At 52.2% G+C, this 20643-nt stretch carries 22 protein-coding genes and 1 riboswitch; of the genes, 16 read left to right on the top strand and 6 right to left on the bottom strand.

What is annotated here, in order from left to right:
* Positions 1 to 2 precede the first annotated feature (2 nt).
* The 4 genes from IAE48_RS11010 to IAE48_RS11000 all read left to right on the top strand — a co-directional run bounded on the left by IAE48_RS11010 (position 3) and on the right by IAE48_RS11000 (position 2898).
* Positions 3 to 530: a VOC family protein gene (locus IAE48_RS11010; RefSeq protein ID WP_233631548.1), complete on the top strand. Its 528-nt coding sequence runs from the start codon at positions 3 to 5 to the stop codon at positions 528 to 530.
* 446 nt (positions 531 to 976) lie between these two features.
* Complete coding sequence (locus IAE48_RS24225) at positions 977 to 1483, top strand: NAD(P)/FAD-dependent oxidoreductase (RefSeq protein WP_370569014.1); 507 nt, start codon at positions 977 to 979, stop codon at positions 1481 to 1483.
* Positions 1396 to 2004, top strand: coding sequence for an NAD(P)/FAD-dependent oxidoreductase (locus IAE48_RS24220; protein ID WP_370569022.1), 609 nt, complete (start codon positions 1396 to 1398; stop codon positions 2002 to 2004). The genes IAE48_RS24225 and IAE48_RS24220 overlap by 88 nt, the downstream gene beginning before the upstream one ends.
* Positions 2005 to 2319: 315 nt before the next feature.
* Positions 2320 to 2898: a hypothetical protein gene (locus IAE48_RS11000; RefSeq protein ID WP_200134372.1), complete on the top strand. Its 579-nt coding sequence runs from the start codon at positions 2320 to 2322 to the stop codon at positions 2896 to 2898.
* A 478-nt stretch (positions 2899 to 3376) separates the two neighbouring features.
* Here the strand turns inward: IAE48_RS11000 and IAE48_RS10995 are convergent, their stop codons facing one another.
* Positions 3377 to 3733 (bottom strand): DUF4440 domain-containing protein, encoded by a 357-nt coding sequence (locus IAE48_RS10995; RefSeq protein ID WP_200134371.1) that lies wholly within the window; start codon positions 3731 to 3733, stop codon positions 3377 to 3379.
* 336 nt (positions 3734 to 4069) lie between these two features.
* Positions 4070 to 4152, top strand: a riboswitch (ZMP/ZTP riboswitch).
* Between the two features lie 17 nt (positions 4153 to 4169).
* Between IAE48_RS10995 and IAE48_RS10990 the strand changes: the two genes are divergently transcribed.
* Together IAE48_RS10990 and IAE48_RS10985 are read left to right on the top strand one after the other, a co-directional pair.
* Entirely contained in the window at positions 4170 to 4802 is a 633-nt protein-coding gene (locus IAE48_RS10990; RefSeq protein ID WP_200134370.1) for a LysE family translocator, read from the top strand.
* 268 nt (positions 4803 to 5070) lie between these two features.
* Positions 5071 to 5556, top strand: coding sequence for a GNAT family N-acetyltransferase (locus tag IAE48_RS10985; RefSeq protein ID WP_200134369.1), 486 nt, complete (start codon positions 5071 to 5073; stop codon positions 5554 to 5556).
* A gap of 376 nt (positions 5557 to 5932) precedes the next feature.
* Here the strand turns inward: IAE48_RS10985 and fhuE are convergent, their stop codons facing one another.
* Positions 5933 to 8101 (bottom strand): ferric-rhodotorulic acid/ferric-coprogen receptor FhuE, encoded by a 2169-nt coding sequence (gene fhuE, locus IAE48_RS10980; RefSeq protein ID WP_200134462.1) that lies wholly within the window; start codon positions 8099 to 8101, stop codon positions 5933 to 5935.
* A gap of 161 nt (positions 8102 to 8262) precedes the next feature.
* On the opposite strand from fhuE, the gene IAE48_RS10975 reads away from it, so the two are divergent.
* Entirely contained in the window at positions 8263 to 9321 is a 1059-nt protein-coding gene (locus IAE48_RS10975; RefSeq protein ID WP_200134368.1) for a YncE family protein, read from the top strand.
* 224 nt (positions 9322 to 9545) lie between these two features.
* On the opposite strand, the gene IAE48_RS24315 is transcribed toward IAE48_RS10975, so the two are convergent.
* The 3 genes from IAE48_RS24315 to IAE48_RS10960 all read right to left on the bottom strand — a co-directional run bounded on the left by IAE48_RS24315 (position 9546) and on the right by IAE48_RS10960 (position 10765).
* A complete protein-coding gene (locus IAE48_RS24315) occupies positions 9546 to 9761 on the bottom strand; it encodes a PaaI family thioesterase (RefSeq protein WP_370569021.1) in 216 nt (71 codons plus the stop codon).
* Positions 9762 to 9792: 31 nt separating this feature from the next.
* The gene (locus IAE48_RS10965; protein WP_200134366.1) at positions 9793 to 10023 is read right to left on the bottom strand and encodes a hypothetical protein; all 231 of its coding nucleotides are present in this window, start codon (positions 10021 to 10023) and stop codon (positions 9793 to 9795) included.
* A 73-nt stretch (positions 10024 to 10096) separates the two neighbouring features.
* Entirely contained in the window at positions 10097 to 10765 is a 669-nt protein-coding gene (locus tag IAE48_RS10960) for a sulfite exporter TauE/SafE family protein (protein WP_233631555.1), read from the bottom strand.
* Between the two features lie 185 nt (positions 10766 to 10950).
* Here IAE48_RS10960 and IAE48_RS10955 point away from each other — a divergent pair, with 185 nt between their 5' ends.
* On the top strand, positions 10951 to 11841 hold the full coding sequence (locus IAE48_RS10955; RefSeq protein ID WP_200134364.1) for a LysR family transcriptional regulator: 891 nt from the start codon (positions 10951 to 10953) through the stop codon (positions 11839 to 11841).
* A 402-nt stretch (positions 11842 to 12243) separates the two neighbouring features.
* Here IAE48_RS10955 and IAE48_RS10950 read toward each other — a convergent pair whose 3' ends face one another.
* On the bottom strand, positions 12244 to 13170 hold the full coding sequence (locus IAE48_RS10950) for a LysR substrate-binding domain-containing protein (protein ID WP_200134363.1): 927 nt from the start codon (positions 13168 to 13170) through the stop codon (positions 12244 to 12246).
* Between the two features lie 169 nt (positions 13171 to 13339).
* Here IAE48_RS10950 and IAE48_RS10945 point away from each other — a divergent pair, with 169 nt between their 5' ends.
* From IAE48_RS10945 to IAE48_RS10910, 8 genes are all read left to right on the top strand, one after another.
* On the top strand, positions 13340 to 14290 hold the full coding sequence (locus IAE48_RS10945) for a branched-chain amino acid ABC transporter permease (protein ID WP_370569012.1): 951 nt from the start codon (positions 13340 to 13342) through the stop codon (positions 14288 to 14290).
* Between the two features lie 9 nt (positions 14291 to 14299).
* Entirely contained in the window at positions 14300 to 15406 is a 1107-nt protein-coding gene (locus IAE48_RS10940; RefSeq protein WP_370569011.1) for a branched-chain amino acid ABC transporter permease, read from the top strand.
* Positions 15403 to 16170, top strand: coding sequence for an ABC transporter ATP-binding protein (locus tag IAE48_RS10935; RefSeq protein WP_200134362.1), 768 nt, complete (start codon positions 15403 to 15405; stop codon positions 16168 to 16170). Before IAE48_RS10940 ends, IAE48_RS10935 begins: the two co-directional genes overlap by 4 nt.
* Positions 16163 to 16909, top strand: a complete 747-nt coding sequence (locus IAE48_RS10930; protein ID WP_200134361.1) for an ABC transporter ATP-binding protein — start codon at positions 16163 to 16165, stop codon at positions 16907 to 16909. Before IAE48_RS10935 ends, IAE48_RS10930 begins: the two co-directional genes overlap by 8 nt.
* A gap of 2 nt (positions 16910 to 16911) precedes the next feature.
* A complete protein-coding gene (locus IAE48_RS10925; RefSeq protein ID WP_200134360.1) occupies positions 16912 to 18063 on the top strand; it encodes a branched-chain amino acid ABC transporter substrate-binding protein in 1152 nt (383 codons plus the stop codon).
* A 16-nt stretch (positions 18064 to 18079) separates the two neighbouring features.
* Complete coding sequence (locus IAE48_RS10920) at positions 18080 to 18571, top strand: L-2-amino-thiazoline-4-carboxylic acid hydrolase (protein ID WP_200134359.1); 492 nt, start codon at positions 18080 to 18082, stop codon at positions 18569 to 18571.
* Positions 18568 to 19815 carry a Zn-dependent hydrolase gene (locus tag IAE48_RS10915; protein WP_200134358.1) on the top strand — a complete coding sequence of 416 codons (1248 nt, stop codon included), beginning with the start codon at positions 18568 to 18570 and terminating at the stop codon, positions 19813 to 19815. The genes IAE48_RS10920 and IAE48_RS10915 overlap by 4 nt, the downstream gene beginning before the upstream one ends.
* A gap of 390 nt (positions 19816 to 20205) precedes the next feature.
* A complete protein-coding gene (locus IAE48_RS10910) occupies positions 20206 to 20553 on the top strand; it encodes a DUF6404 family protein (RefSeq protein ID WP_200134357.1) in 348 nt (115 codons plus the stop codon).
* The last annotated feature ends 90 nt before the right edge of the window (positions 20554 to 20643 follow it).

Raw genomic sequence — 20643 nt, 5'->3', positions numbered from 1 at the left:
AAATGGAACGCCCCCTAAGCAGGGGCATAAACCATGTAGGGCTGACCGTTCCAGACTTACACCAAGCAACTGAATTTTTGAAAAAGGCGCTGGACGCCAGGTTTGTTTATAACGGTCTCACAGACAACGATCCTCCAAGAAAAGGAACGGATACTGAGAGGCAGCTGGGTTTAAGCCCTGACTCAATGATTATCAGACAACGATTACTAAGGATTGGTAATGGTCCAAATCTGGAGCTTTTTGAGATAGTAAGCAGGGAGCAGGAACAACCCGTAAGACTGCAGGATATTGGCTGGAACCACATTTCACTTTACGTGGACGATATATATTACGCGGTGGAAAGGGTAAAAGCAGCAGGAGGGAAATTTCTTTCAGAAATACACGGAAACTCGCGTCATGAAGATACTGAAGATAATGCAAGCGTATACTTCCAGACTCCATGGGGCAGCCTGATAGAGCTTCAATCAGTACCGAATGGCTATTATTACCCGGATGACAGCGAAGCAGATACATGGATACCTGAAGCGTAAACGGCATCGAAGGAAATGATGCCTGAAAAAACATCTAAAATAGGTCGCTCCCGGTGGCGACCTTTTTTTTGCTACTGTATAAAAAAATTAAACATACCCCCTTAGCGCCTTTATCCGGGACGCCTCAGCACGCTTCTGTGGACCGGTGGCCGTTTTCGACACTTAGAACCTGATGATTTCTGCGCGTCTGCTTAGCTATACCGTGAGATTTGTTCTCCACCAATTAGTGCATGCAGAGGTTGGAAACGTCAGCTTCTGCCACGAAGCGGCCTGTTACTCAGTGAATGCGTGTCACACTTCGACGGCCATCTTCGAGCATCAAGCCGTCCTCAAGAGTTAGTGTCTTAAAGAGTAGTGGCGACGAATTTTGCAATTCTGCGAAGTTGTCTTTAAAAGATTATTTTTGCATCCTGTTATGAATATGTTTCCCAAAAGGAGTTGGCACAGTGACCCGAAAAAAAAGAATCATCGTTGTCGGTGCTGGGATTACTGGCGCCTCTATCGCATGGCATCTTGCCCACCTTGATTTTGAGGTCACCATTGTTGAACAAGATATGCCTGCATCAGGTGCAACAGCTAACGCGTTTGGCTGGTTGACTGCTATAGTGAAAAATGATGCGCCTGATGTGCTTCTCCGGCGCGCCGCACTTACAGACTGGCACAGGCTGGAAGAAAAAATACCGGAACTTCAGATTAACTGGAGTGGTTCGTTAAGTTACGGCGAGACATCCGGGGTCTTCATGGAGGATGAAACCCTCCTTCATCGTGCTGATATAGCCAGACTTGAGCCTGCGTTAGTCAATCCCCCCAACAAGCCCGCTATGCTGCAAAAGATGGTGCTGTCAATGCGCTTAAGGCGACGCGTATTCTGGTCAATAAAGCATGTGAGAGAGGAGCAGTGCTGCAGACCCAAACAACCGTTTCAGGTTTTTGCATGGTTAAAGGTAAAGTGACGGGGATCCTGACCTCCAGGGGTAAAATGGATGCAGATTGTGTTGTACTGGCCTGTGGTACTGGGATTCCAGCCCTGACTGAGCGTATAAGTATTCCAGTACCGATTTTGTCATCACCAGCAATATTACTGCGCTTTGCTGTTCCCCGGCGCGTGGTCAAGACGCTGATCTCGGGGGATGATATTGAGGTTAGGCATGCACGCAACGGGGATTTATTAGCAGCAGAAGATTATCCTGCAAATGGAAACGTAAGAGATACGGCGGTTTCTGCACAAATCGCGGTAAGAAGCAGGCTCGCGGGTGCAGAGTCGGCAGTTCTCATCAAGTACTCAGTAGGAGAACGCCCTGTACCGCGGGATGGTTATCCAGTTCTTGGTTTTGCTGATGAGGGCATATACGTTGCATCTATGCATCCTGCGGTAACTTGTGCAGCGACGATTGGGCGGATTGTTTCTGAAGAATTACGTGACGGGCAAAGCGATGAAATCCCTCAACATTACCGCCCATTTCGCTTCAAGTAAATATTTCCCCATTTTATAAAAATTTTTAATCAATTACCTACAACATTTAAGTTAACATCTGGAATTTTAATTAGGAGCCAACTCTCCACGTTAAGTCTGTTTTTAAGCAGGCATGACAGACTACTTTGAGCGATAAGCGGACGACATTATGTACCAGCTATATTTAGATGATAGGAGCAGGCTCTTTCTCCTCTATGAATGCAATTAAGCATAACTGTCGTAAAAGTCTTTAAAAAAACAGGATATTGCGTCGGTTATTGTTTACTTTAAGACATCTGTCACTCTGGCTGGTCTTAAGGATAACAAGGAGGTAACATGTTGAACTTAGGCTTTGTTACTAGGAAGGCGCTTGCTCAATGGGAAGATATACCCGTTGTCCTACCTCAGTTCCAGTTTTACGAAAAACATCAGACCGTCATTAATACAAACTCACCTGAAAAGATCCTGCCATTAGTATCAGAATTCGATATTCAGCAAGATGCCGTCATCCGGTTATTAATGTCTGTGCGACAACTTCCGCAAAAATTTCGACGTAACAAACAACCCCAGGCGATCAACAGCTTCGGCCTGCACAGTTTTACTCTTCTGGAAGAGTCAGCATCCGAGCTCTGCTACGGTTTGCGCGGACAGTTCTGGCGTGCAGATTTTGGCCTGGAAAATGTACCGGATACTGATGCTTACCTGGCGCCAGTTGCGCCGGGTTACGCGAAGCTTTTGCTGCGCTACCGGGTGACGAAAATCAAAAAAGGGCAACATGAGTTGCGAACTGAAACGTTCATTTACTGTCCGGATCGTGCTACTCAGCTGAAAATGACTGCTTACTGGCTGGCAATACGGGCAGGTAGTGGATGGATACGTAAAAGAACGCTTAGGGCTGTTCAGTCCAGTATCTGATAACAGAGACAGGAGCAAGCTTGAACCCGCTTTGAGCGATGGACGGGCGTTTAGTCCAGTACAGCTGGAAAACTTTAAAACAGTAAACGTAACATTCCAGCGCAGAACCTATGTTAGAGGTACCAGATGATGCATCACTGCTACCTCTGAATCGAGCCCGATGTCAGGATAATGCTCCCGCATACCACTCAGAAGAACCTCATCTGCGATTCTTCTAACCTGCCCAGATAATGCGCCACAGAGAAGAGCTTCATTGTTTTCACCTCAGTCACTTGCACTACAAAAGTGTCAGAATCATCATCTGCATTCACATAACGCATCGGCCCCGGAATGATTTTTCCTTCACCCAGCGAATGGTGTATTGCTTCTTACCTGAACGCACATCAGGAATTAGACGGGAGACGCTTTTGAGGCTATGCACTGATTGCTCTCTTGTTGACCAGCTATGACCCACATGTACCATATCTCAGTCGCAAATTTACACAGCAGCTGCAACTGGCGTTCCCTGGTGAAAAACCAGATTCCAGCCATCTTTATCCGAATATAGCCAGCAGGAAGAACGCAATGCAGGAAGACTGCCGTCAGCATAAGACGTCCGGTAGTGAAGCATGACGCAGCCCCCCCCCATTTCGGTGAGTCGAAAATCGCTGCTGATAATATGTGATGCAGTTTTCTCGTTTAATAGCGACGTGATCGTCTCTGAACGGTCAACCATAACGCCTGAACGTGTTATTTCCAGGAATTCAGGGTGGAAAAGCCGCTCAAGCCACTCACGATTGTTTCGCCTTTCACCGTGAAGGCTGCATTCCAGCAACCTGAGCTTTTCCAGAAGCATTCTGCTTATCCTCAAGTGATCTTAATGAATGCTTTCTTCTAACATAAAAGTGATGCACTGGACCACAGCAGGTCCTCAGCGCGGCTGGAACTTAGAGGCAATTTTGAGTGAAGAAGGAAAGTTCAAAACCCATACTCATCACGAAGTGTCCTGAACAATGAGGGGCCTGGACTCAGATAAGCGGTTAATTCGACATATAATGACATACGACAGGCATTCAGGCTCATTTCGGCGGACATAGCCACAAGGTACTGAGAATAGAGGAAACCGCTCACTGCCTCGGCAATTAATGCTATGATTTACAGAACCATGTGTTGTTGAAATGTGTTATCATAAATGCGCCCATGTTACTGACGCTTAAAGATAGATCACTATCGTGAAGCATGGGTCATTACGAGCCGCGCGTCTGGGCATAACTTACTTTTGGAGATAAGTCATGCCTGATCACGTACATTTCCTTACGTTTGGCCTGGTTGCGTTAGGAATGGTATTAACTCCTGGACCAAACATGGTCTATCTAATCTCTCGCTCCATTTGCCAGGGAAAGCGTGCTGGATTTATTTCTCTTGGCGGCGTTGCGCTTGGATTTGTATTTTACATGCTTTGTGCCGGATTTGGCATAACGGCATTTGTGTTCGCCATTCCTTATGCCTACGATCTACTTCGTTTTGGCGGAGCCGCTTACCTTCTTTATCTCGCCTGGCAAAATATAAGACCCGGTGGAAACTCTCCTTTCTCCGTTAAAGATTTGCCGATTGAAGCCCCTAATAAACTGTTCATGATGGGCTTCATTACTAATTTCGCTAACCCTAAAATTGCCATCATGTATTTGTCTTTGCTTCCGCAATTTATTCAACCAGGTCATGGCAGCGTTCTTGGCCAATCACTGGCGTTTGGGTGTATTCAAATCTTTATAAGCCTGATGGTAAATGCCGTGATTGTCATTGTGGCAGGCTCAATCACAGTGTTTCTTTCGGGTCGCCCTTCATGGATAAAAGCGCAACGTTGGTTAATAGGTACTGTACTGGCAGGGTTAGCCTTCAAGATTGCTTTCGAGGCAAAGAGATAGTGACAGCTCCCCACTGATGAAAGCACCACTCAATCAGGAATGTCCTCATATCACCCATGAGGACATTCACCTGAACCTGAACTGACCTGTTCCCCTTTGATCAACTCAGACTATTGTTAGCAACGGCCGCTTCGGCACTTAGCGGACCGCCTGAAGCGTTGCGATGTCTGCTATGAGCGAGGAGCGGACATGAGACCCTGGGGATAGTTTGAAAACAATTTTGTCCCATCACCCGTTTGGGCTGATGCTTTCCTTAGCAGGATGCTTTATGTTGATCACATTCATCCTGCAGGGTAGGACCATGATAACAGTAGTGAAATCTGATCCATTTTCTTCAGAATCTCATCACCTAATCGAATTGCTATCGGCAGAACTTGCCGCGATTACTGGCGATAACGGCAAAAGCAATTTCATCACTGAAGCCATGAGTGATGATAAAGCTTTGTGGGCATTAGCCAAGAATTCTCAAGGCAACGCTGTAGGATGCGGTGCTATACGGCCATTAACGCAAGATATAGCCGAGCTTAAAAGGATGTTTTCAGACCGAAGTGTGCCAGGGGTTGGTAATGCTTTACTTACTTTTCTTGAAGACTCCGCAAAAGAGATGGGATATATCGAGCTTAGGCTGGAAACCAGACACATCAACCATCGGGCTGTAAATTTCTACAAGAAAAATGGTTATATCCTTATTGAGAATTACGGCCCATATATAGGTAGGACAGAAGCTGTCTGTTTCTCAAAGGCGTTGCGCTGATTGTATTAATCGGATCTGACGTCCGCTCCTGGCACGAGCGGACGTCCCTTGATATTCTTCTGCAACTTACCCAGTCTCCCAGCGCCAGACCCGGCACTCGCTCAAATTTCGCATATTGTTCGTCACCAGAAGGGCGCCCACCATAACCGCATGTGCGGCAATCGCCGTGCCGTTCAGGCCGATTGGCATACCAGCCAGCCGAAATGCCGCTTTGCCGTGGTCGCATCCACCGCCACGCAATCAAGGCCAGGATGGCACCGAGGCAGGCGCAGAACGCGTTATGCAGCTAAACGTGGCGCGACGGGGCCATCATGCCGGTTGAGCGGCAGAGCATTTCGGAACAGGTGATGGCCGGGAAAACGTTATGCTGATTACATCAGAATGTGTAGTTCACGGTTACCGAGACGCTACGCGGTTCGCCATAAACGGCAGAGTCATCGAGGTAGGAGTAGTATTCGCGATCAAACAGGTTGCGGACATTTGCCTGCACCGCCAGCTGTTTTGTCAGCTGATACTGCGCGAACAAATCGACGATCGGATAGCTGCCCTGGTAGAGGCGCTGCGTCTCCCCGTCCAGACCGGTAACATCTTTGTACACCCGATTCTGCCAGTTCATACCGCCGCCTACGGTCAGATCCGGAAGCACCGGGACGCGGTAGCGGCTGAATATCTTCAGCTGCGTCTGCGGCGCGAAGCTGTTGAAGCGGCCATCTGAATCACGGGCAACGTAGCGGGTCGCGCTGAAGGTAAGCTGCAGATTGTCGGTAACGGCACCGTTAACCTCAAACTCCGCCCCTTTGCTTACTGCACCTTTGGTTGCGCGATAAGCCTGTTCGCTGGATCCATTGACGAATTCCCCACTGATGGCTTCTCCCGCGTTCTCCTGTTCGATGCGGAATACGGCAACGTTGGTGGTCAGTCGACCGTCCATCCAGTCTGCCTTCAGGCCGGTTTCATAGTTTTTACCGGTGACGGGTGAGAGCCATGCCCCCTCTTTTGTGCGTTTGGTTTGCGGGGCAAAAATTGAGGTATAACTGGCGTAAGCGGAAAGGCTGTCGTTGATGTCATACACCAGCCCACCGTAAGGCGTGGTGTTGTATTTACGCATATCGCCGCTGCTGCCATCTGAGCTGTACTGGGTATAGCGTGCACCAACGATCAGTGACAACGGATCCGCTAGCGACAGGCGTGCCGCCATATACGCCGATTTTTGCCGCACGATATCATCCGCATTTTGATACCAGTCGCCCCACTCCGGCTCGGCCACGCTCCCGTCCCAGCTGTTGTTGAAGATGCCAATGCGATCGCTGTCCATCGGCCCGTCTTTACTGAAGGTGGCATTATGCTGACGGCTATAGCTGGCCCCGGCCATCAGCTGATGTTGACGCCCGAGCAGTTCGAAAGGCCCGCTGGCATAGGTGTCAAAGGAGTCCAGGGTGCGCTTGCCGCGATCCTTACTTCCCCAGCCTGATGCACCTTCGCCGGTGGTAACCTCAGGATTGCCCATTACGTAAAGCAGGGTGTCGCTGAACGTTTGCTCGCCGTGGGTTCCATTAAAACGAACCGACCAGCCGTTATCCCAGCTGTGGGTGAGCTTAGCGAAAACTTTACGCGATTCAACGGCGTATCCCGTCCAGTTCGCCGAGGTATTGACGTTGCGATCGTAACGGGTGCGGGTGCCGTTACTGTACAGGCTGGGTAATCCGCCCCAGGTCGGATTGGCGGTGTTTGTTTGCTGATAATCCCAGCCCAGTGAGGCCGTCGTGTGTTCCGTTACATCGCCTTCAATTACGCCATAGAGAAATTTCTTACGCTTACCATATCTGTCGAGCCAGCTGTCCTGATCCTGATAACCTGCCACTACGCGTCCGCGCAGGCTACCGTCGGAATTGAGCGGCGCGGAGATGTCGCCCATATAGCGCTGTTTGTTCCAGCTTCCGTAGCTTGCGCTGACGTTGCCCCTGAAGGTTTTACTGTCGGCACGTTTACGCACCATGTTCACCGTTGCTCCCGGATCGCCAGCGCCGGTCATCAGTCCATTTGCGCCACGCACAATCTCTACACGATCGTAAATGGCGGTATCTTCCTGCGCGTCGCCAAAGTTCCACGCGTCGCCCATTGATGTGGGGATCTCATCGTAGGCGAAACTGGTGATTTCAAAGCCGCGGGAAAAATAGCTGGAACGTTCGCTATCAACCTGCTGCGACGAAACGCCGGTTGTGTTGGTTAATACCTGATCGATGGTTTGCAGGTCTTGATCCTGAATGCGCTGGCGAGTCATGACGCTTACGGACTGGGGGACGTCACGCGGTATCAGCAGCATTTTGGTGCCTGAACGCGTGGTTTTTACCGCATAATCCTGCTGCGAATCGGCGCTCCCGTTCCCGTCGCCGTAGACAACCATCTCTTGTTCTTTCGTATTCTCATCCGCCTGTGCCGGGTGCATGACGGCGGACATCGCCAGCGCAAGCAGTGAAAGTGAGAAGGGAGTATGAATTGACCCTGATTGCGCTTTCGCGCGATTAACCCTGCCGTTAAGAATCATCATATTACCTGTCAGTTATTGTCGTTTTTGCAAATCATTTATATAAACAAAAATGTAAATGATAATTATTTACTTTATTATGCACAGATTATTTTGTAAGTTAAATGTAAATAAATGCATATTTATAAAAACGGCACGTTTCCAGTATGACGGGACAATAAATGAACAAATTTCAGTGGATAAAAGGAAAGACATGGGGCTTCAGTGTCCTTACTGCGGCGTTAACCCTGAGCGCAACAGCGCCAGCTGCTACGCCTGATTCGGCTACGCTTAAGCAGCGCGAACTCGCTGACGGTCTGTATGAGATGGTTTACTCCCCAACGGCAAACGCACTGTACGTCGCGAGCGCGCAGGGTTTCAAAAATGTCAACGGCGGGGTGCTTTATAAACTCGATCCCACAACGCTTGCCACACAAGGTGAAACCCACACCGACCTGAAAAACTTCGGCATGGCGGCCGACGATAATGGCAAAGTTTACTACACCACCAACACCCTCGATGGCGGGGTATCGAAAGTGGACGTGCAAAGTGGCAAGGTGCTGCAGCGCCTGATGTTTGAAGGCAAAGATAAGGATGGTGACCCGGTTGGCGCGCGTGAGATCCTCTTCCACAAAGGACAACTGCTTATCGGCGGCGTTGCCGACCCTGGGTTCATCTCCGTGGTTGATGCCAGCACCATGACGCTAAAAGCCCGAATCGAGAACGCCGGAAAATGGGTGACGGGGATTATCTATTCCCCGTTGACAGATCGCATTTATGCCGCCAATGGCGGCGGTGAAGTTCTGGTGATTAACCCGGGCACGCATAAAATCGAACAACGCTGGACGCCGGGAGATAAAAAAACGTATCTGTTCCTGAATATGGCAGAAGATCCGGTCACCGGGCGCCTGTTCGTGACCGATGATTCAAAAGCCAAAACCACGCTGGTATTTGATGAGCGCAGCGGGAAAGTTATCAAACGTCTTGAAGGCGATGCGCTGGGAATTAAGTTTAACACGAAGCGCAACGAAATTTTCATCAGCCAGCGTGAGTCAAAGAAGGTGCTGCAGCTTGATGCCGGCAGCTATGCTGTGAAAAACAGCTGGAGTTTCACCAGCCATCCCAACAGTCTGCTGATAACACCGGACGGCAAAACTTTATACGTAACAGTGAAGCAGGACTTCAATCACGACAACACTACGAAAGGCCCGGATAGTGTGGTTCGTATTTCATTAAATTAAAAATATACAGCCATCCTGTGAGGGATGGCTGACTTATAAAGTGGCCGTTAGAGTAGTATCTGAAGTCCGGTGACCTGCGCCATTCCTTCTCAACTACCGCCGTTGAGTCTACCAGTGTACCGCCCATATAAAAACAGAAGCGCTTTAGCATGTAACACATCATCCTCCTTATCTAAAGGGTGCTATCTGATCTTCGTGCAGATCTCGCTCATGTTGCGAAAATTTCATCGTCCGGACGCCTTATCCCCCTTAAAGATCATAACTGTGCTCTGTATGATGGCCACGCTCTTACCGTCATCCCTTTTGATTTCACAGCAATAGTGGCTGATGGCCTTACCTTGATGAATGACATAATCGTGTGATGTCAGCTTGGATTTCCATACCGGACGCAGAAAAGAAGTTTTGATATCTATACTCGTAAAGCTTTCTTCTGGCCCCATAAGGGTAGAATGTGCCGTTCCGACAGTGGCATCAGCCAACTCTGTTATTTATCCCCCGTGTACCGTACTGCTGATTCCCGTGTATTGACGCATCGGCATACATCTCCAGCGTGGCAGTTCCCTTATTAATGGCCACCAGATGAAAACCTAGGAGTTGTGATATTGGCGTCGGATAGTTCATGTGCGTAGTGCCGCCGGGCTTCAACGTACCATTCAGTTGAGCCTCAAGAAAGCTGAGTACCGACAATTGATTGCTGCTCATTACATTCTCCCGGTTATTAACTCTGCAGATCCGGCAACCATTCTGCTACATCCGGCTCTTCGGGTTTGGACAATCAGATAAAGGGGCGTGAAATCAGCTCTATTCCCAGAACAATCAGAAACAGAAGAAAACACTGCCTGAAACGCATCGCACTGATGCATGCCCGCACCTTCTGCCCCAGCCACATTCCAGCCAGGGCAGGGAGTATGGACATAAATGACAGCGAAATCTGCTCTACCCGGAATGCGTCATGAAGATAAAGTCCAGCGGCCAGCGCAACCGTAGAAACGGTAAATGACAACCCAAGGGCCTGGACGAGTTCATCTTTACTAAAGCGAAGCGACTGAAGAAAGGGAACGGCAGGCATAACGAATACGCCTGTCGCACCGGTTATTACGCCTGTAATGCCGCCAATAACGGGTGACATCCATTTCTCCCGGGCCTGAGAAACTGTAAGCGACGGCGATGTCAGCGCAAAAACAGCATAAACAATTAAAACCACACCCAGGCCGAACGCTGACCAGGCCGTATTAATGCTGATAAGAAGAGAAGATGCTGCCACCGTACCAGCCAGTATAAGCAGCATCATCAGCCAAAGACGTCTGATAATAAGCATCACTGAAGGGCCGGTAAAAAGCTGCAGCACATTCGTCACGAAAGATGGAATAACCAGCAGTGACGCCGCGATCGGGAGAGGCATAAACATGCCAAGTAATCCCATTGTCACTGTTGGCAAACCCATTCCGGTCACGCCTTTTACGAAACCGGCGAGGATAAATATCAATAAAAGATAGACATACAGTTGTTCGCTCACGAAATTTGCCCTGACGAAGGATTTCCATAAATTCAAACATCCCGGCCATTGGTAGACAATCTGGTTTAAGTGCGTCATGCTTCGGATGGTCCGAAGGCTTAGGTGAATATCTTATGAGGCTGGATCTTTCTGATTTGAAACTTGTCGTCTGCATCGCCGATGCGGGAAGCATTACACATGGTGCCCGGTACGCCAGCCTGGCTACTGGCTCGGCCAGTGAGAGGCTGAAAAGCATAGAAGAAGACACCGGAGTGAAACTGTTCTTTCGCCATCCGAGAGGCGTCAGCCTTACAGAAGCCGGTGAGATCCTTGTCCGCCATGCCCGTGAAATACTGTCCCAGCAGGAGCGGCTTAAAGCTGAACTAGGCGCTTACGTTAAAGGCGTCAGAGGGAAGGTACGATTATATGCCAATACTTCTGCGATGACCGAATTTCTGCCTGGAAAGCTTGCAAAGTGGCTTACAGAATATCCCAATGTGGCCATTGAGCTAGAAGAGAGAACCAGTGCGGATATCATTAACAGTATTAACAATGGTATCGTTGAAGCAGGGCTCGTCTCAGATGCAGTAGATGCCGGCGAACTCACGCTTGAACCCATAGCAGATGACAGACTTGCTCTTATCGCTCCCGTCACTCACCCTCTTCGAGGCAGAGATAACGTCTTTCTCTTGGACGCGATTGGCGAACCTTTTATTGGGCTTTACCCTGGCAATGCGTTGCAGGATCACATCAGCGAACATGCCAGAGGGCTTGGTCATCAACTGACTTACCGCATTAGAATGAGCAGTTTTGAAGGTATTTGCGAGATGGTTAGTAGCGGCATTGGCGTAGGGATTCTTCCGGTATCTGTAGCTGAGCGCTTCTGCAAAAAGCTTCCCTACCAAATATTGCCGCTACACGACCAATGGGCGCGCAGGAGAATCTGCATTTGCTATAAGAACCAGAACTCACTGAGCCCGGCCATGGCGGGACTGATCGGTTTTCTAAGAGTTGTGGATTTATAAATATCTCTGTCTTATCTGCTTAGCGTAGCTCAATGTGATTTACATAAGGAGTATCAGCATGCTTTGATTGTAGGGCAAACTGCGTACTCCCGCTTTTCGCTCAAAGCGGACATTGACCGCTACCCGATTACCGTCAAACAGTCGAAATTATGCGGCATAGGGTCGCGAAAAGTCTGACGGGTTCTGTATCATCCGCAGCTGCATAAAACATGACCAGAGTACTGATCAGATTATGTTCGATATGGATAGACTTAACGTCTGATCTGCACTGCATCCGATCATGAAAGGGATTCTCGTTGCCGTGAGATATGGTCACTTCCTCTTGCTCCGCATGATATCTGACGTTTTTCTGAGGTTAATAATGCGCGGCTTTTATCAGCAGGAAGGGAATTATTTTTTGCGCTATTGTTGTGCTTCCCGCCGCAGCCACTTCTGCAATAATTTACCCTCTGGCGACATTTCCACATTTTGCCGCACACATAGATAGTAATCGCGGCCATCATCAATAGGCAGATCAAAAATTTTCACCAGTTCGCCGCTGCGCAGATAAGGCGCAATCAGCGGCTCACGCATCAGTGCACATCCCAGTCCGGACTGGACAGCAGCAAGGGTCAGCAGGCCATCTTCAAACTGCGGGCCATCACGTCGTACGCGGCGCACACTCTGCAGGGCAAACCACTGCGGCCAGGAACTGCGTTCCTCGTCGTGCAGCATCGGCATCTGCGCCAGTTGCTCCGGGGTATCTATATGGCCATGCAGGCGTAGAAACTCGCGGCTGCACACCGGCACCATCTGGCCTGAAAGGAGCTTTTCACTTTGATACCCCTTCCACTGGCCGTTGCCAAAGCGGATCGATATGTCTGACGCATCGCTGAGGTAATTACGGTGGTTGGCGTACACCACGTTAATTTCAGTCTGTGAATTGGCGCGCATAAAATGCGGCAGGCGCGGAATAAACCAGCCCATGCCAAACAGCGGAATCAGGCTGATGGTCACCTGACGGGTGCGTCCCTGTGTAAACAAATGCTCGGTCGCCTGGCGCAGTACGGTAAAGGCGGAACGGATCGAGCGGTAATATTCACGCCCTTCCTGATTCAGGATCAATCGACGTCCCTGACGATGGGTCAGCGGCTGCTGCAGATAGTTTTCCAGCACTTTTAGCTGATGACTGACAGCGGAAGACGAAATATGCAATTCACGCGCGGCGCTGCTGATACTGCCCAGCCGGGCAATCGCTTCAAAAATGCGCACTGCCCGCAGGGGCGGATCGTGCGGTAATGTGCTTTCCTCCGCTGCGACGGCCGTGACTAATTGTTCTGTTTTTTTCATATATTGGCTTTCCAGTCAACTAAGCAAAATCGTTGGTGATTTATTAATACATACAAAACAGTAATTTAATTAAACATATTAATATCATAAGAAAGAATATATCTGTATTTCACAGTTAAATTCAATTATCGGATGCTGTGTGCGCAATAACGATTTTCGGAAAACATCTGTGGATACACTCATTCAGCAAGTCATTAACGGCCTGATGCTTGGCAGCATTTATGGCCTGATAGCGCTCGGCTACACCATGGTGTACGGCATCCTGCGCATTATTAACTTCGCTCACGGCGATATTCTTATGGTTGGCGCGCTCACGACCCTTTCCGGGATGCATATGCTCGTCCACCATTTTCCGGCACTTAACCCGCTGGCACAGTTGGGGCTGGCGCTGCTGCTGTCCATGGCAGTATGTGCCCTGCTGGCGATGGCGATCGAACGCTTTGCCTATCGTCGCCTGCGTCATGCGCCGCGCCTCGCACCGCTAATCAGCGGAATTGGCGTTTCAGTGCTGCTGCAGACCGTGGCGATGGTGATCTGGAGCCGTAATCCACTGATGTTTCCGCAGGTACTGCCGATGGAGCCGATCGCCATCACTGCAGGTAGTATTGAACATCCTCCGTCGATTATTACCGTCACTGGCATTGTGACGCTGATGGTCGCCTTTGTGGCGATGGCGGGCTTGTGGCTGCTGGTAGAGTTTAGTCGCCTGGGGCGCGGTATGCGCGCCGTGGCGGAGAATCCGCAGGTCGCCAGTCTGATGGGTGTTAACCCAAATCGCATTATTACCCTGACCTTCGCCATTGGCGGCGTGTTTGCCGCGCTGGCGGGGGTGATGATGGCCAGTAACTACGGCAGCGCCAGCTTCTCGATGGGCTTTTTGCCCGGCATTAAAGCCTTTACCGCGGCGGTGTTGGGTGGCATTGGCAACCTGCGCGGCGCCATGCTCGGAGGCATTTTGCTGGGGCTGATTGAATCGCTGGGTGCGGGTTATCTCGGGGAACTCACCGGCGGTGTATTTGGCAGTAATTACCAGGATGTTTTCGCCTTTATGGTGCTGATTCTGGTGCTGGTATTCCGTCCGGCGGGGTTGCTGGGCGAACGCGTGGCGCAACGGGCCTGAGGACACAGCATGACGATGACAAACTTACTGGCCCGGGCACCGGTACGCCGCCTGAACAGCGGCATTATCCTGCTGACCGCCGGGCTGATCCTCGCGCCGTGGCTGGCCTCGGCGGCGGGCGGCAATTACTGGGTGCGCGTCATCGACTTCACCCTGCTGTATATCATGCTGGCGCTGGGGCTCAATATTGTGGTGGGCTTTACCGGCCTGCTGGATATGGGGTTTATCGCCTTTTACGCCGTCGGTGCGTATCTCGCTGCACTGCTGGCGTCGCCGCATCTGCTGGAGGCGTTTCCGGCGCTGAACAGTCTGTTGCCGGCGGGCCTGCATACCTCGTATTTATTGCTGCTCCCGCTCGCCGCCCTGGTGGCTGGCGTCTGCGGCATCCTGCTGGGTGCGCCAACTCTGCGCCTGCGTGGGGATTATCTGGCAATCGTCACCCTCGGTTTTGGCGAAATTATTCGCATCCTGATGCGTAACCTCGATCGTCCTGTGAATATCACCAACGGCGCGAAAGGGATTTCCGGCGTCGATACCCTGTCGCTGTTTGGCGTGAAATTTAGCGGTATGTTCCACATTTTCGGCATCAAAGTGCCAGCGCTCTACCTGTGGTACTACCTGTTCGCACTGTTGATTGTCGCCATCATTTTTATCTGTGTGCGCCTGCAAAATTCACGCGTCGGCCGCGCCTGGCATGCCATTCGTGATGACGAAGACGTGGCGCGCGCGATGGGCATCAACGTGCGCAACTACAAACTGCTGGCCTTTGCCATGGGTGCCTCTTTTGGCGGCGTCGCGGGCGTGCTGTTCGCTTCCTTCCAGGGCTTTGTCTCGCCGGAATCCTTTACCCTGCAGGAATCGATTGTGGTGCTGGCGATGGTGGTGCTGGGCGGTATCGGCCATGTGCCGGGCGTGATTCTCGGCGCGGTGCTGCTGTCGGCGCTGCCGGAGTTGCTGCGCAGCCAGGCCGCACCGTTGCAGCAGGCGCTGTTTGGCAGCGTGCTGATCGATCCTGAAATATTGCGTCAGCTGTTCTATGGCCTCGCGCTGGTGCTGGTGATGCTGTTCCGTCCCGGCGGCCTGTGGCCGGTGAAGCATCAGGGGGTGAAAGTATGAGCCTGCTCAGCATACGTAACCTGCACAAACGGTTTGGCGGCGTCACCGCTGTGGATGATGTCTCGCTGACGGTGAACCCGCATGAGATCTACGGCCTGATTGGTCCTAACGGCGCGGGCAAAACCACATGCTTCAACCTGATTACCGGACTGTATCAGGCGGATCGCGGTGAATTCGCGCTGGACGGCAAACCTTACTCGCCACGCGCTATCGAAAAAGTCACTCAGTCAGGTATCGCCCGCACCTTTCAGAACCTGCGCTTGTTTGGCGAAATGAGCGTACTGGAAAACGTGATGATTGGCCGCCATGTGCGCACGCGTAACGGTTTATGGGCCGCACTGACGCGCCACGAACGCGCGCGCGCCGAAGAGGCGCAAACGCGTGAACTGGCGTGGCACTGGCTCGAGTACACCGGTATTGCACGCTTCGCCAATTACCGCGCGAGCGACCTGGCTTACGGCCATCAACGCCGTCTGGAGATAGCCCGCGCGCTGGCGACCGACCCGAAGCTGCTGGCGCTGGATGAACCCGCCGCCGGAATGAACGCGGCGGAAAAAGTGGCGCTCGGCGATCTGCTGCGTCGCATTCGTGATGACGGCAGAACTCTCCTGATTATTGAGCATGACGTGAAACTGATGATGAACCTGTGTGACCGTCTGTCGGTGCTGAATTACGGGAAAGTGATCGCGTCCGGCAACCCGGAAATGGTGCGCAAGCACCCTGAAGTGATCCGCGCCTGGCTGGGAGGACAATCCCGTGGCTGATCTCCTGCAGATACAAAATCTCAGCGTTCACTATGGCGGCATCCAGGCAGTGCACGGGATTGATTTCGCATTGCAGGAAGGCGAACACGGCACGCTGGTTGGCGCCAATGGCGCAGGCAAAAGCTCCACGGTGCGCGCCATCAGCGGGCTGCAGCCTTTTAGCGGCGACATCCTGTGGCGCGGCCGCACCCTGCGCGGCCGTCGCCCGGACGATCTGCTGCGCGATGGCATCGTGCTGGTACCTGAAGGACGTGGCGTGTTTGCCCGTATGACGGTGCTGGAGAACTTACAGATGGGCGCCTGGGCGCGTCGCGATAGTACGGCAGTGAAGCAGGAAACCGCCGGGCTGCTGGCACGCTTTCCGCGACTGGCCGAACGCCAGCACCAGTTAGCCGGATTACTCTCTGGCGGTGAACAGCAACTGCTGGCGCTGAGCCGCGCGCTGCTGAGCCAGCCCAGACTGCTGATTCTCGACGAGCCGTCGATGGGACTGGCGCCAATTATGGTGGAAACCATTTTTCAGGTGATCGACTCACTGCGCGATGCGGGCGTCACCCTGCTGCTGATTGAACAGAACGCCCGGCTGGCGCTGGAAGTTACCGACAGCGCCTGGGTAATGGACAGCGGCGCTATCGTCCATCGTGGCAGCTCCGCCGAATTGCTGGCGGATAACAGTATTCAACAGATTTATCTGGGCGAATTGCCCAATTCACCACCAACACAACACCATGAGAAATAATAATGAAAACCATGCCATTAAAGGCACTGAGCGCCGCACTGCTGCTGGCCGGACTGACCGCCACCTCTTGCGCCCAGGCGCAGGAGACGATACTAATTGGTCTGGCCGGCCCTCTGACCGGCCCTTCCGCGCGTATCGGCAAGGATCTGGAAAACGGCGCTCAGCTGGCGATTGACGATGTGAACAAACAGCATCCGAAAATTGGCGGCAAAGAAGTCGTGTTTAAACTGCAGTCAGAAGATGACCAGTCTGACCCACGCACTGCGGTTGCCGTCGCACAGCGCCTGGAGGACAGCGGCGTGGCCGGGGTGGTCGGTCACTGGAACACCGGCACAAGTATTCCGGCGGCGCGCATTTACCACGATGCCGGTATCGCCCAGGTCGCCCCTGTGGCAACCGGCCACGATTATACCCGCCAGGGCTTTGATACCAGCTTTCGTGTAATGGGTCACGACGATGATGGCGGCAACTACGCAGGCCAGTACGCTGTGAAAACGCTGCAGGCGAAACGCATCGCGGTGATCGACGACCGCACCGCCTTTGGCCAGGGGCTGGCGGATGAGTTCGTGAAGTCACTGAAAGCGCAGGGCGTAGAGATTGTCGATCGCCAGTACGTGGATGATAAAACCGTCGACTTTAGCGCCGTGCTGACCGCGATCCGCAGCAAAAACGCCGATCTGATTTTCTTTGGCGGCGTGGACAGCCAGGCCGCTCCGCTGGCACGCCGCATCAAACAGCTGGGGATCAAGGCGACGCTGATGGGCGCGGGTGGCTTTGTCAGCCAGACCTTCCTGACGCTGGCGCAAAAAGAAGGTGAAGGCGTGGTAGCACTCGAACCAGGCCTGGCGATTGATCAGATGCCAGGCGGTAAAGCGTTTGAGCAGAGCTACCAGGCGCGTTACCACACCCACATCGAACTGCATGCGCCGTTCGCCTATGACGCCACCCGTGTACTGATTGCCGCGATTGAGAAAGCGGACTCCACTGACGCCAGCGTCTATCTGCCGGTACTGCGCAGCATCAACTACTCCGGCGTCACCGGTGATATCGCCTTTGATAACGAAGGTAACCTGAAAAATCCGTCATTTACCGTCTACAAAGTGGTCGATGGCAAATGGCAGCCGCAAACCATCGTCGGTGGCAACGCGAAGTAACTTCAGAGGCAATGCAATGAGCTGTGGTAAACAACAAGAGCTTGGGATTCTGGCGCGACGTAAAATCGAAGCGGAAATCATCAAGCCTATTTACGACATTCTGGTGCGCGAGCTGGGTAAAGCCCGTGCTCAGGAAATGATTGGCGAAGCGATTGAGCAAGCAGCAGTGCGGGCCGGGCGGGAATTCGCGGCAAAAGAGCCGCAGAAAGCGAATCTGCGCAGTTTTGTCGAACTGCAGTATTTGTGGGAAAAAGACAACGCGCTGGATGTGCAGGTGATCGACAGTGATGAGCAGCAGTACAACTATGATGTGACGCGATGCCGCTATGCCGAGATGTACCACGAAATGGGGTTGGGCGAAATTGGTCACCTTCTCTCATGCGCACGCGACGATAAGTTTATCGTCGGTTATGCGCCAGACGTCGAGCTGACGCGCACCACTACCATTATGTCCGGCGAACGGCGCTGTGACTTCCGCTATCGGGTTAAAGCGGGGAGTGGGAAATGAGCGTGCCGTTGCAGGTGAATGCTGCCAGGCTGTGGCAGACGCTGGAAACCTTTGCCGCTTTCGGCGCCACGCCCGGCGGCGGTGTCACCCGGCTGGCACTGAGCGCGGAGGATAAGCAGGGACGCGACGCGCTGCGCGGCTGGGCGCTCGACGCGGGTTTCAGCTGTGAAAGTGATGAACTGGGCAACATGTTTATCCGCCGTGCGGGCAGAAACCCGGAGCTGCCGCCGGTGTTGACCGGCTCCCATGCGGATTCCCAGCCGCTGGGCGGCAACTATGACGGTATTTATGGCGTGCTGGCCGGGCTGGAAGTGCTACGCACGCTCAACGACCACGGCATTGAGACCGAGCGCGATCTGTTGCTAGTCAACTGGACCAATGAAGAAGGCGCACGCTTCGCCCCGGCGATGCTGGCGTCTGGCGTCTGGGCGGGGGTCTTTAGTAAGACGTATGCACTGGCGCGCACTGATGCCGACGGTGTCAGCGTACAACAAGCGCTGACGGCAATTGGCTGGCAGGGCGAACGTCCGGCACAGCCGCAACCGCTGCACGCCTGTTATGAACTGCATATTGAGCAGGGGCCGATTCTCGAAGAGGAGAATATCGATATTGGCGTGGTGCATGCGGCGATGGGACAGCGCTGGTTTGAAGTGACTATTCGCGGTTTCGCGGCACACGCAGGCACCACGCCGATGAGCAGCCGCCGCGATGCGCTGTGCGGTTTTGCCGAACTGGCGCTAGCGGTGGAACGCATCGGCCAAGATTTCACGCCGGACGGCCGCGCCACCATTGGACTGGCGCAGCTGACGCCCAACTCACGCAATGTGGTGCCAGGCGAGGTGTTCTGCAGCGTCGAGTTTCGCCATCCTGAAGCCGCACAGCTGGCGCAGATGGAGGCCAGGCTGCAACAAGCGGTGGCGCAGCTGGCGGCGCGAAAACTGGATGTCGCGCTTGAGCGGATTTTTGATTATGCGCCGATGCACTTCGATGAGGGCTGCCTGAAGCGTATCCGCAACGCCACGGCGCGACTGGGCTATAGCCAGCGCCCAATGGTCTCCGGCGCGGGGCATGATGCCTGTTATCTCAACCGGATTGCACCAACGGCGATGATTTTCATCCCCTGTGAGAAAGGCATCAGCCATAACGAAGCGGAAAATATTTTGCCGCAGTGGGCAGTAAACGGCGCCGATGTATTGCTGAATACGTTACTGCTTGCGGCGCAAGAAGGAATAAATCAGGCATAGCCTGATTTCGGATATAGCAGGTGCCTTTAGGGGCAGTCTGGATATCGAGCATTTTGCACTACAGGGACTTCCGGAGTTTGAGGTCGATTATCTAAAAAGTTACGTTAAGGTGTGTCTTTAATCCTATCCGACCTCAAAACGTCAAAAACGATATTTTGAATCTGTTTTTATTACCTTAAAAACACCCTGCTAAGTCTTGATATTTCAGAATTGCACAGAGTGGGCAAGCCAAATGATCTCAAGGTCTGCTGTGAGGGAACAGCGGACATAGGCAGTCTCTTTTGAGTTATGATACCAAGTGAATTCTGCACGTCATAATTCAGATTTGAATGCGGGGAATCATAATTGAGGTCCCACAAATAGGCTAATGTGTGATTCAGGGAGAACAAGATGAGTTTTGAGCGAAAAAAGAAACGGGCATTTGCCATTATGGAAAGTAAAAACATGTGGCGCAGCAACTATGCTCCTCCTCTGTTGCTTGCATTATGGAAGTTAGGACTAAAAATCCCACCATTACCTTTCGCTTCATTCTGGCAAGTAACGTTTATTATGGGACTCGGATTTGGTCTTGTATGGGGACTCGTTATGTGGTTTTTCGTTTGGCAAGGTATGGGCGTTCAACCTTCCTCGGCGATATTCAGAAGTCTCTTCGGTGGGATTCTGTGTGGCGTAATGACGGCAGCGTTTCACTGGTGGCGCAAAAAGGCCAATAAACTGCCTGACTGGAAAAACCTCTAAATGACTTACAAACGACTTAGTATCGCTTAAAATCCTTCTGGCTAAATGCGGACAGGGCTTACTGAGCTAATGGTCCGCTGAGAGCGAGGA

This window comes from Kosakonia sp. S57, assembly GCF_016516575.1.
GTDB lineage: Bacteria > Pseudomonadota > Gammaproteobacteria > Enterobacterales > Enterobacteriaceae > Kosakonia > Kosakonia cowanii.
The sequence above is the reverse complement of the archived record's forward strand: the minus strand, read 5'-3'. Positions and strand labels throughout refer to the sequence as shown.

Coding starts and splice junctions, on each gene's coding strand:
- IAE48_RS11010 (WP_233631548.1), top strand. CDS start 3: ATGGAACGCCCCCTAAGCAGGGGCATAAACCATGTAGGGCTGACCGTT.
- IAE48_RS11000 (WP_200134372.1), top strand. CDS start 2,320: ATGTTGAACTTAGGCTTTGTTACTAGGAAGGCGCTTGCTCAATGGGAA.
- IAE48_RS10995 (WP_200134371.1), bottom strand. CDS start 3,733: ATGCTTCTGGAAAAGCTCAGGTTGCTGGAATGCAGCCTTCACGGTGAA.
- IAE48_RS10990 (WP_200134370.1), top strand. CDS start 4,170: ATGCCTGATCACGTACATTTCCTTACGTTTGGCCTGGTTGCGTTAGGA.
- IAE48_RS10985 (WP_200134369.1), top strand. CDS start 5,071: ATGTTGATCACATTCATCCTGCAGGGTAGGACCATGATAACAGTAGTG.
- fhuE (WP_200134462.1), bottom strand. CDS start 8,101: ATGATTCTTAACGGCAGGGTTAATCGCGCGAAAGCGCAATCAGGGTCA.
- IAE48_RS10975 (WP_200134368.1), top strand. CDS start 8,263: ATGAACAAATTTCAGTGGATAAAAGGAAAGACATGGGGCTTCAGTGTC.
- IAE48_RS24315 (WP_370569021.1), bottom strand. CDS start 9,761: ATGGGGCCAGAAGAAAGCTTTACGAGTATAGATATCAAAACTTCTTTT.
- IAE48_RS10965 (WP_200134366.1), bottom strand. CDS start 10,023: ATGAGCAGCAATCAATTGTCGGTACTCAGCTTTCTTGAGGCTCAACTG.
- IAE48_RS10960 (WP_233631555.1), bottom strand. CDS start 10,765: ATGGGTTTGCCAACAGTGACAATGGGATTACTTGGCATGTTTATGCCT.
- IAE48_RS10955 (WP_200134364.1), top strand. CDS start 10,951: ATGAGGCTGGATCTTTCTGATTTGAAACTTGTCGTCTGCATCGCCGAT.
- IAE48_RS10950 (WP_200134363.1), bottom strand. CDS start 13,170: ATGAAAAAAACAGAACAATTAGTCACGGCCGTCGCAGCGGAGGAAAGC.
- IAE48_RS10940 (WP_370569011.1), top strand. CDS start 14,300: ATGACGATGACAAACTTACTGGCCCGGGCACCGGTACGCCGCCTGAAC.
- IAE48_RS10935 (WP_200134362.1), top strand. CDS start 15,403: ATGAGCCTGCTCAGCATACGTAACCTGCACAAACGGTTTGGCGGCGTC.
- IAE48_RS10925 (WP_200134360.1), top strand. CDS start 16,912: ATGAAAACCATGCCATTAAAGGCACTGAGCGCCGCACTGCTGCTGGCC.
- IAE48_RS10920 (WP_200134359.1), top strand. CDS start 18,080: ATGAGCTGTGGTAAACAACAAGAGCTTGGGATTCTGGCGCGACGTAAA.
- IAE48_RS10915 (WP_200134358.1), top strand. CDS start 18,568: ATGAGCGTGCCGTTGCAGGTGAATGCTGCCAGGCTGTGGCAGACGCTG.
- IAE48_RS10910 (WP_200134357.1), top strand. CDS start 20,206: ATGAGTTTTGAGCGAAAAAAGAAACGGGCATTTGCCATTATGGAAAGT.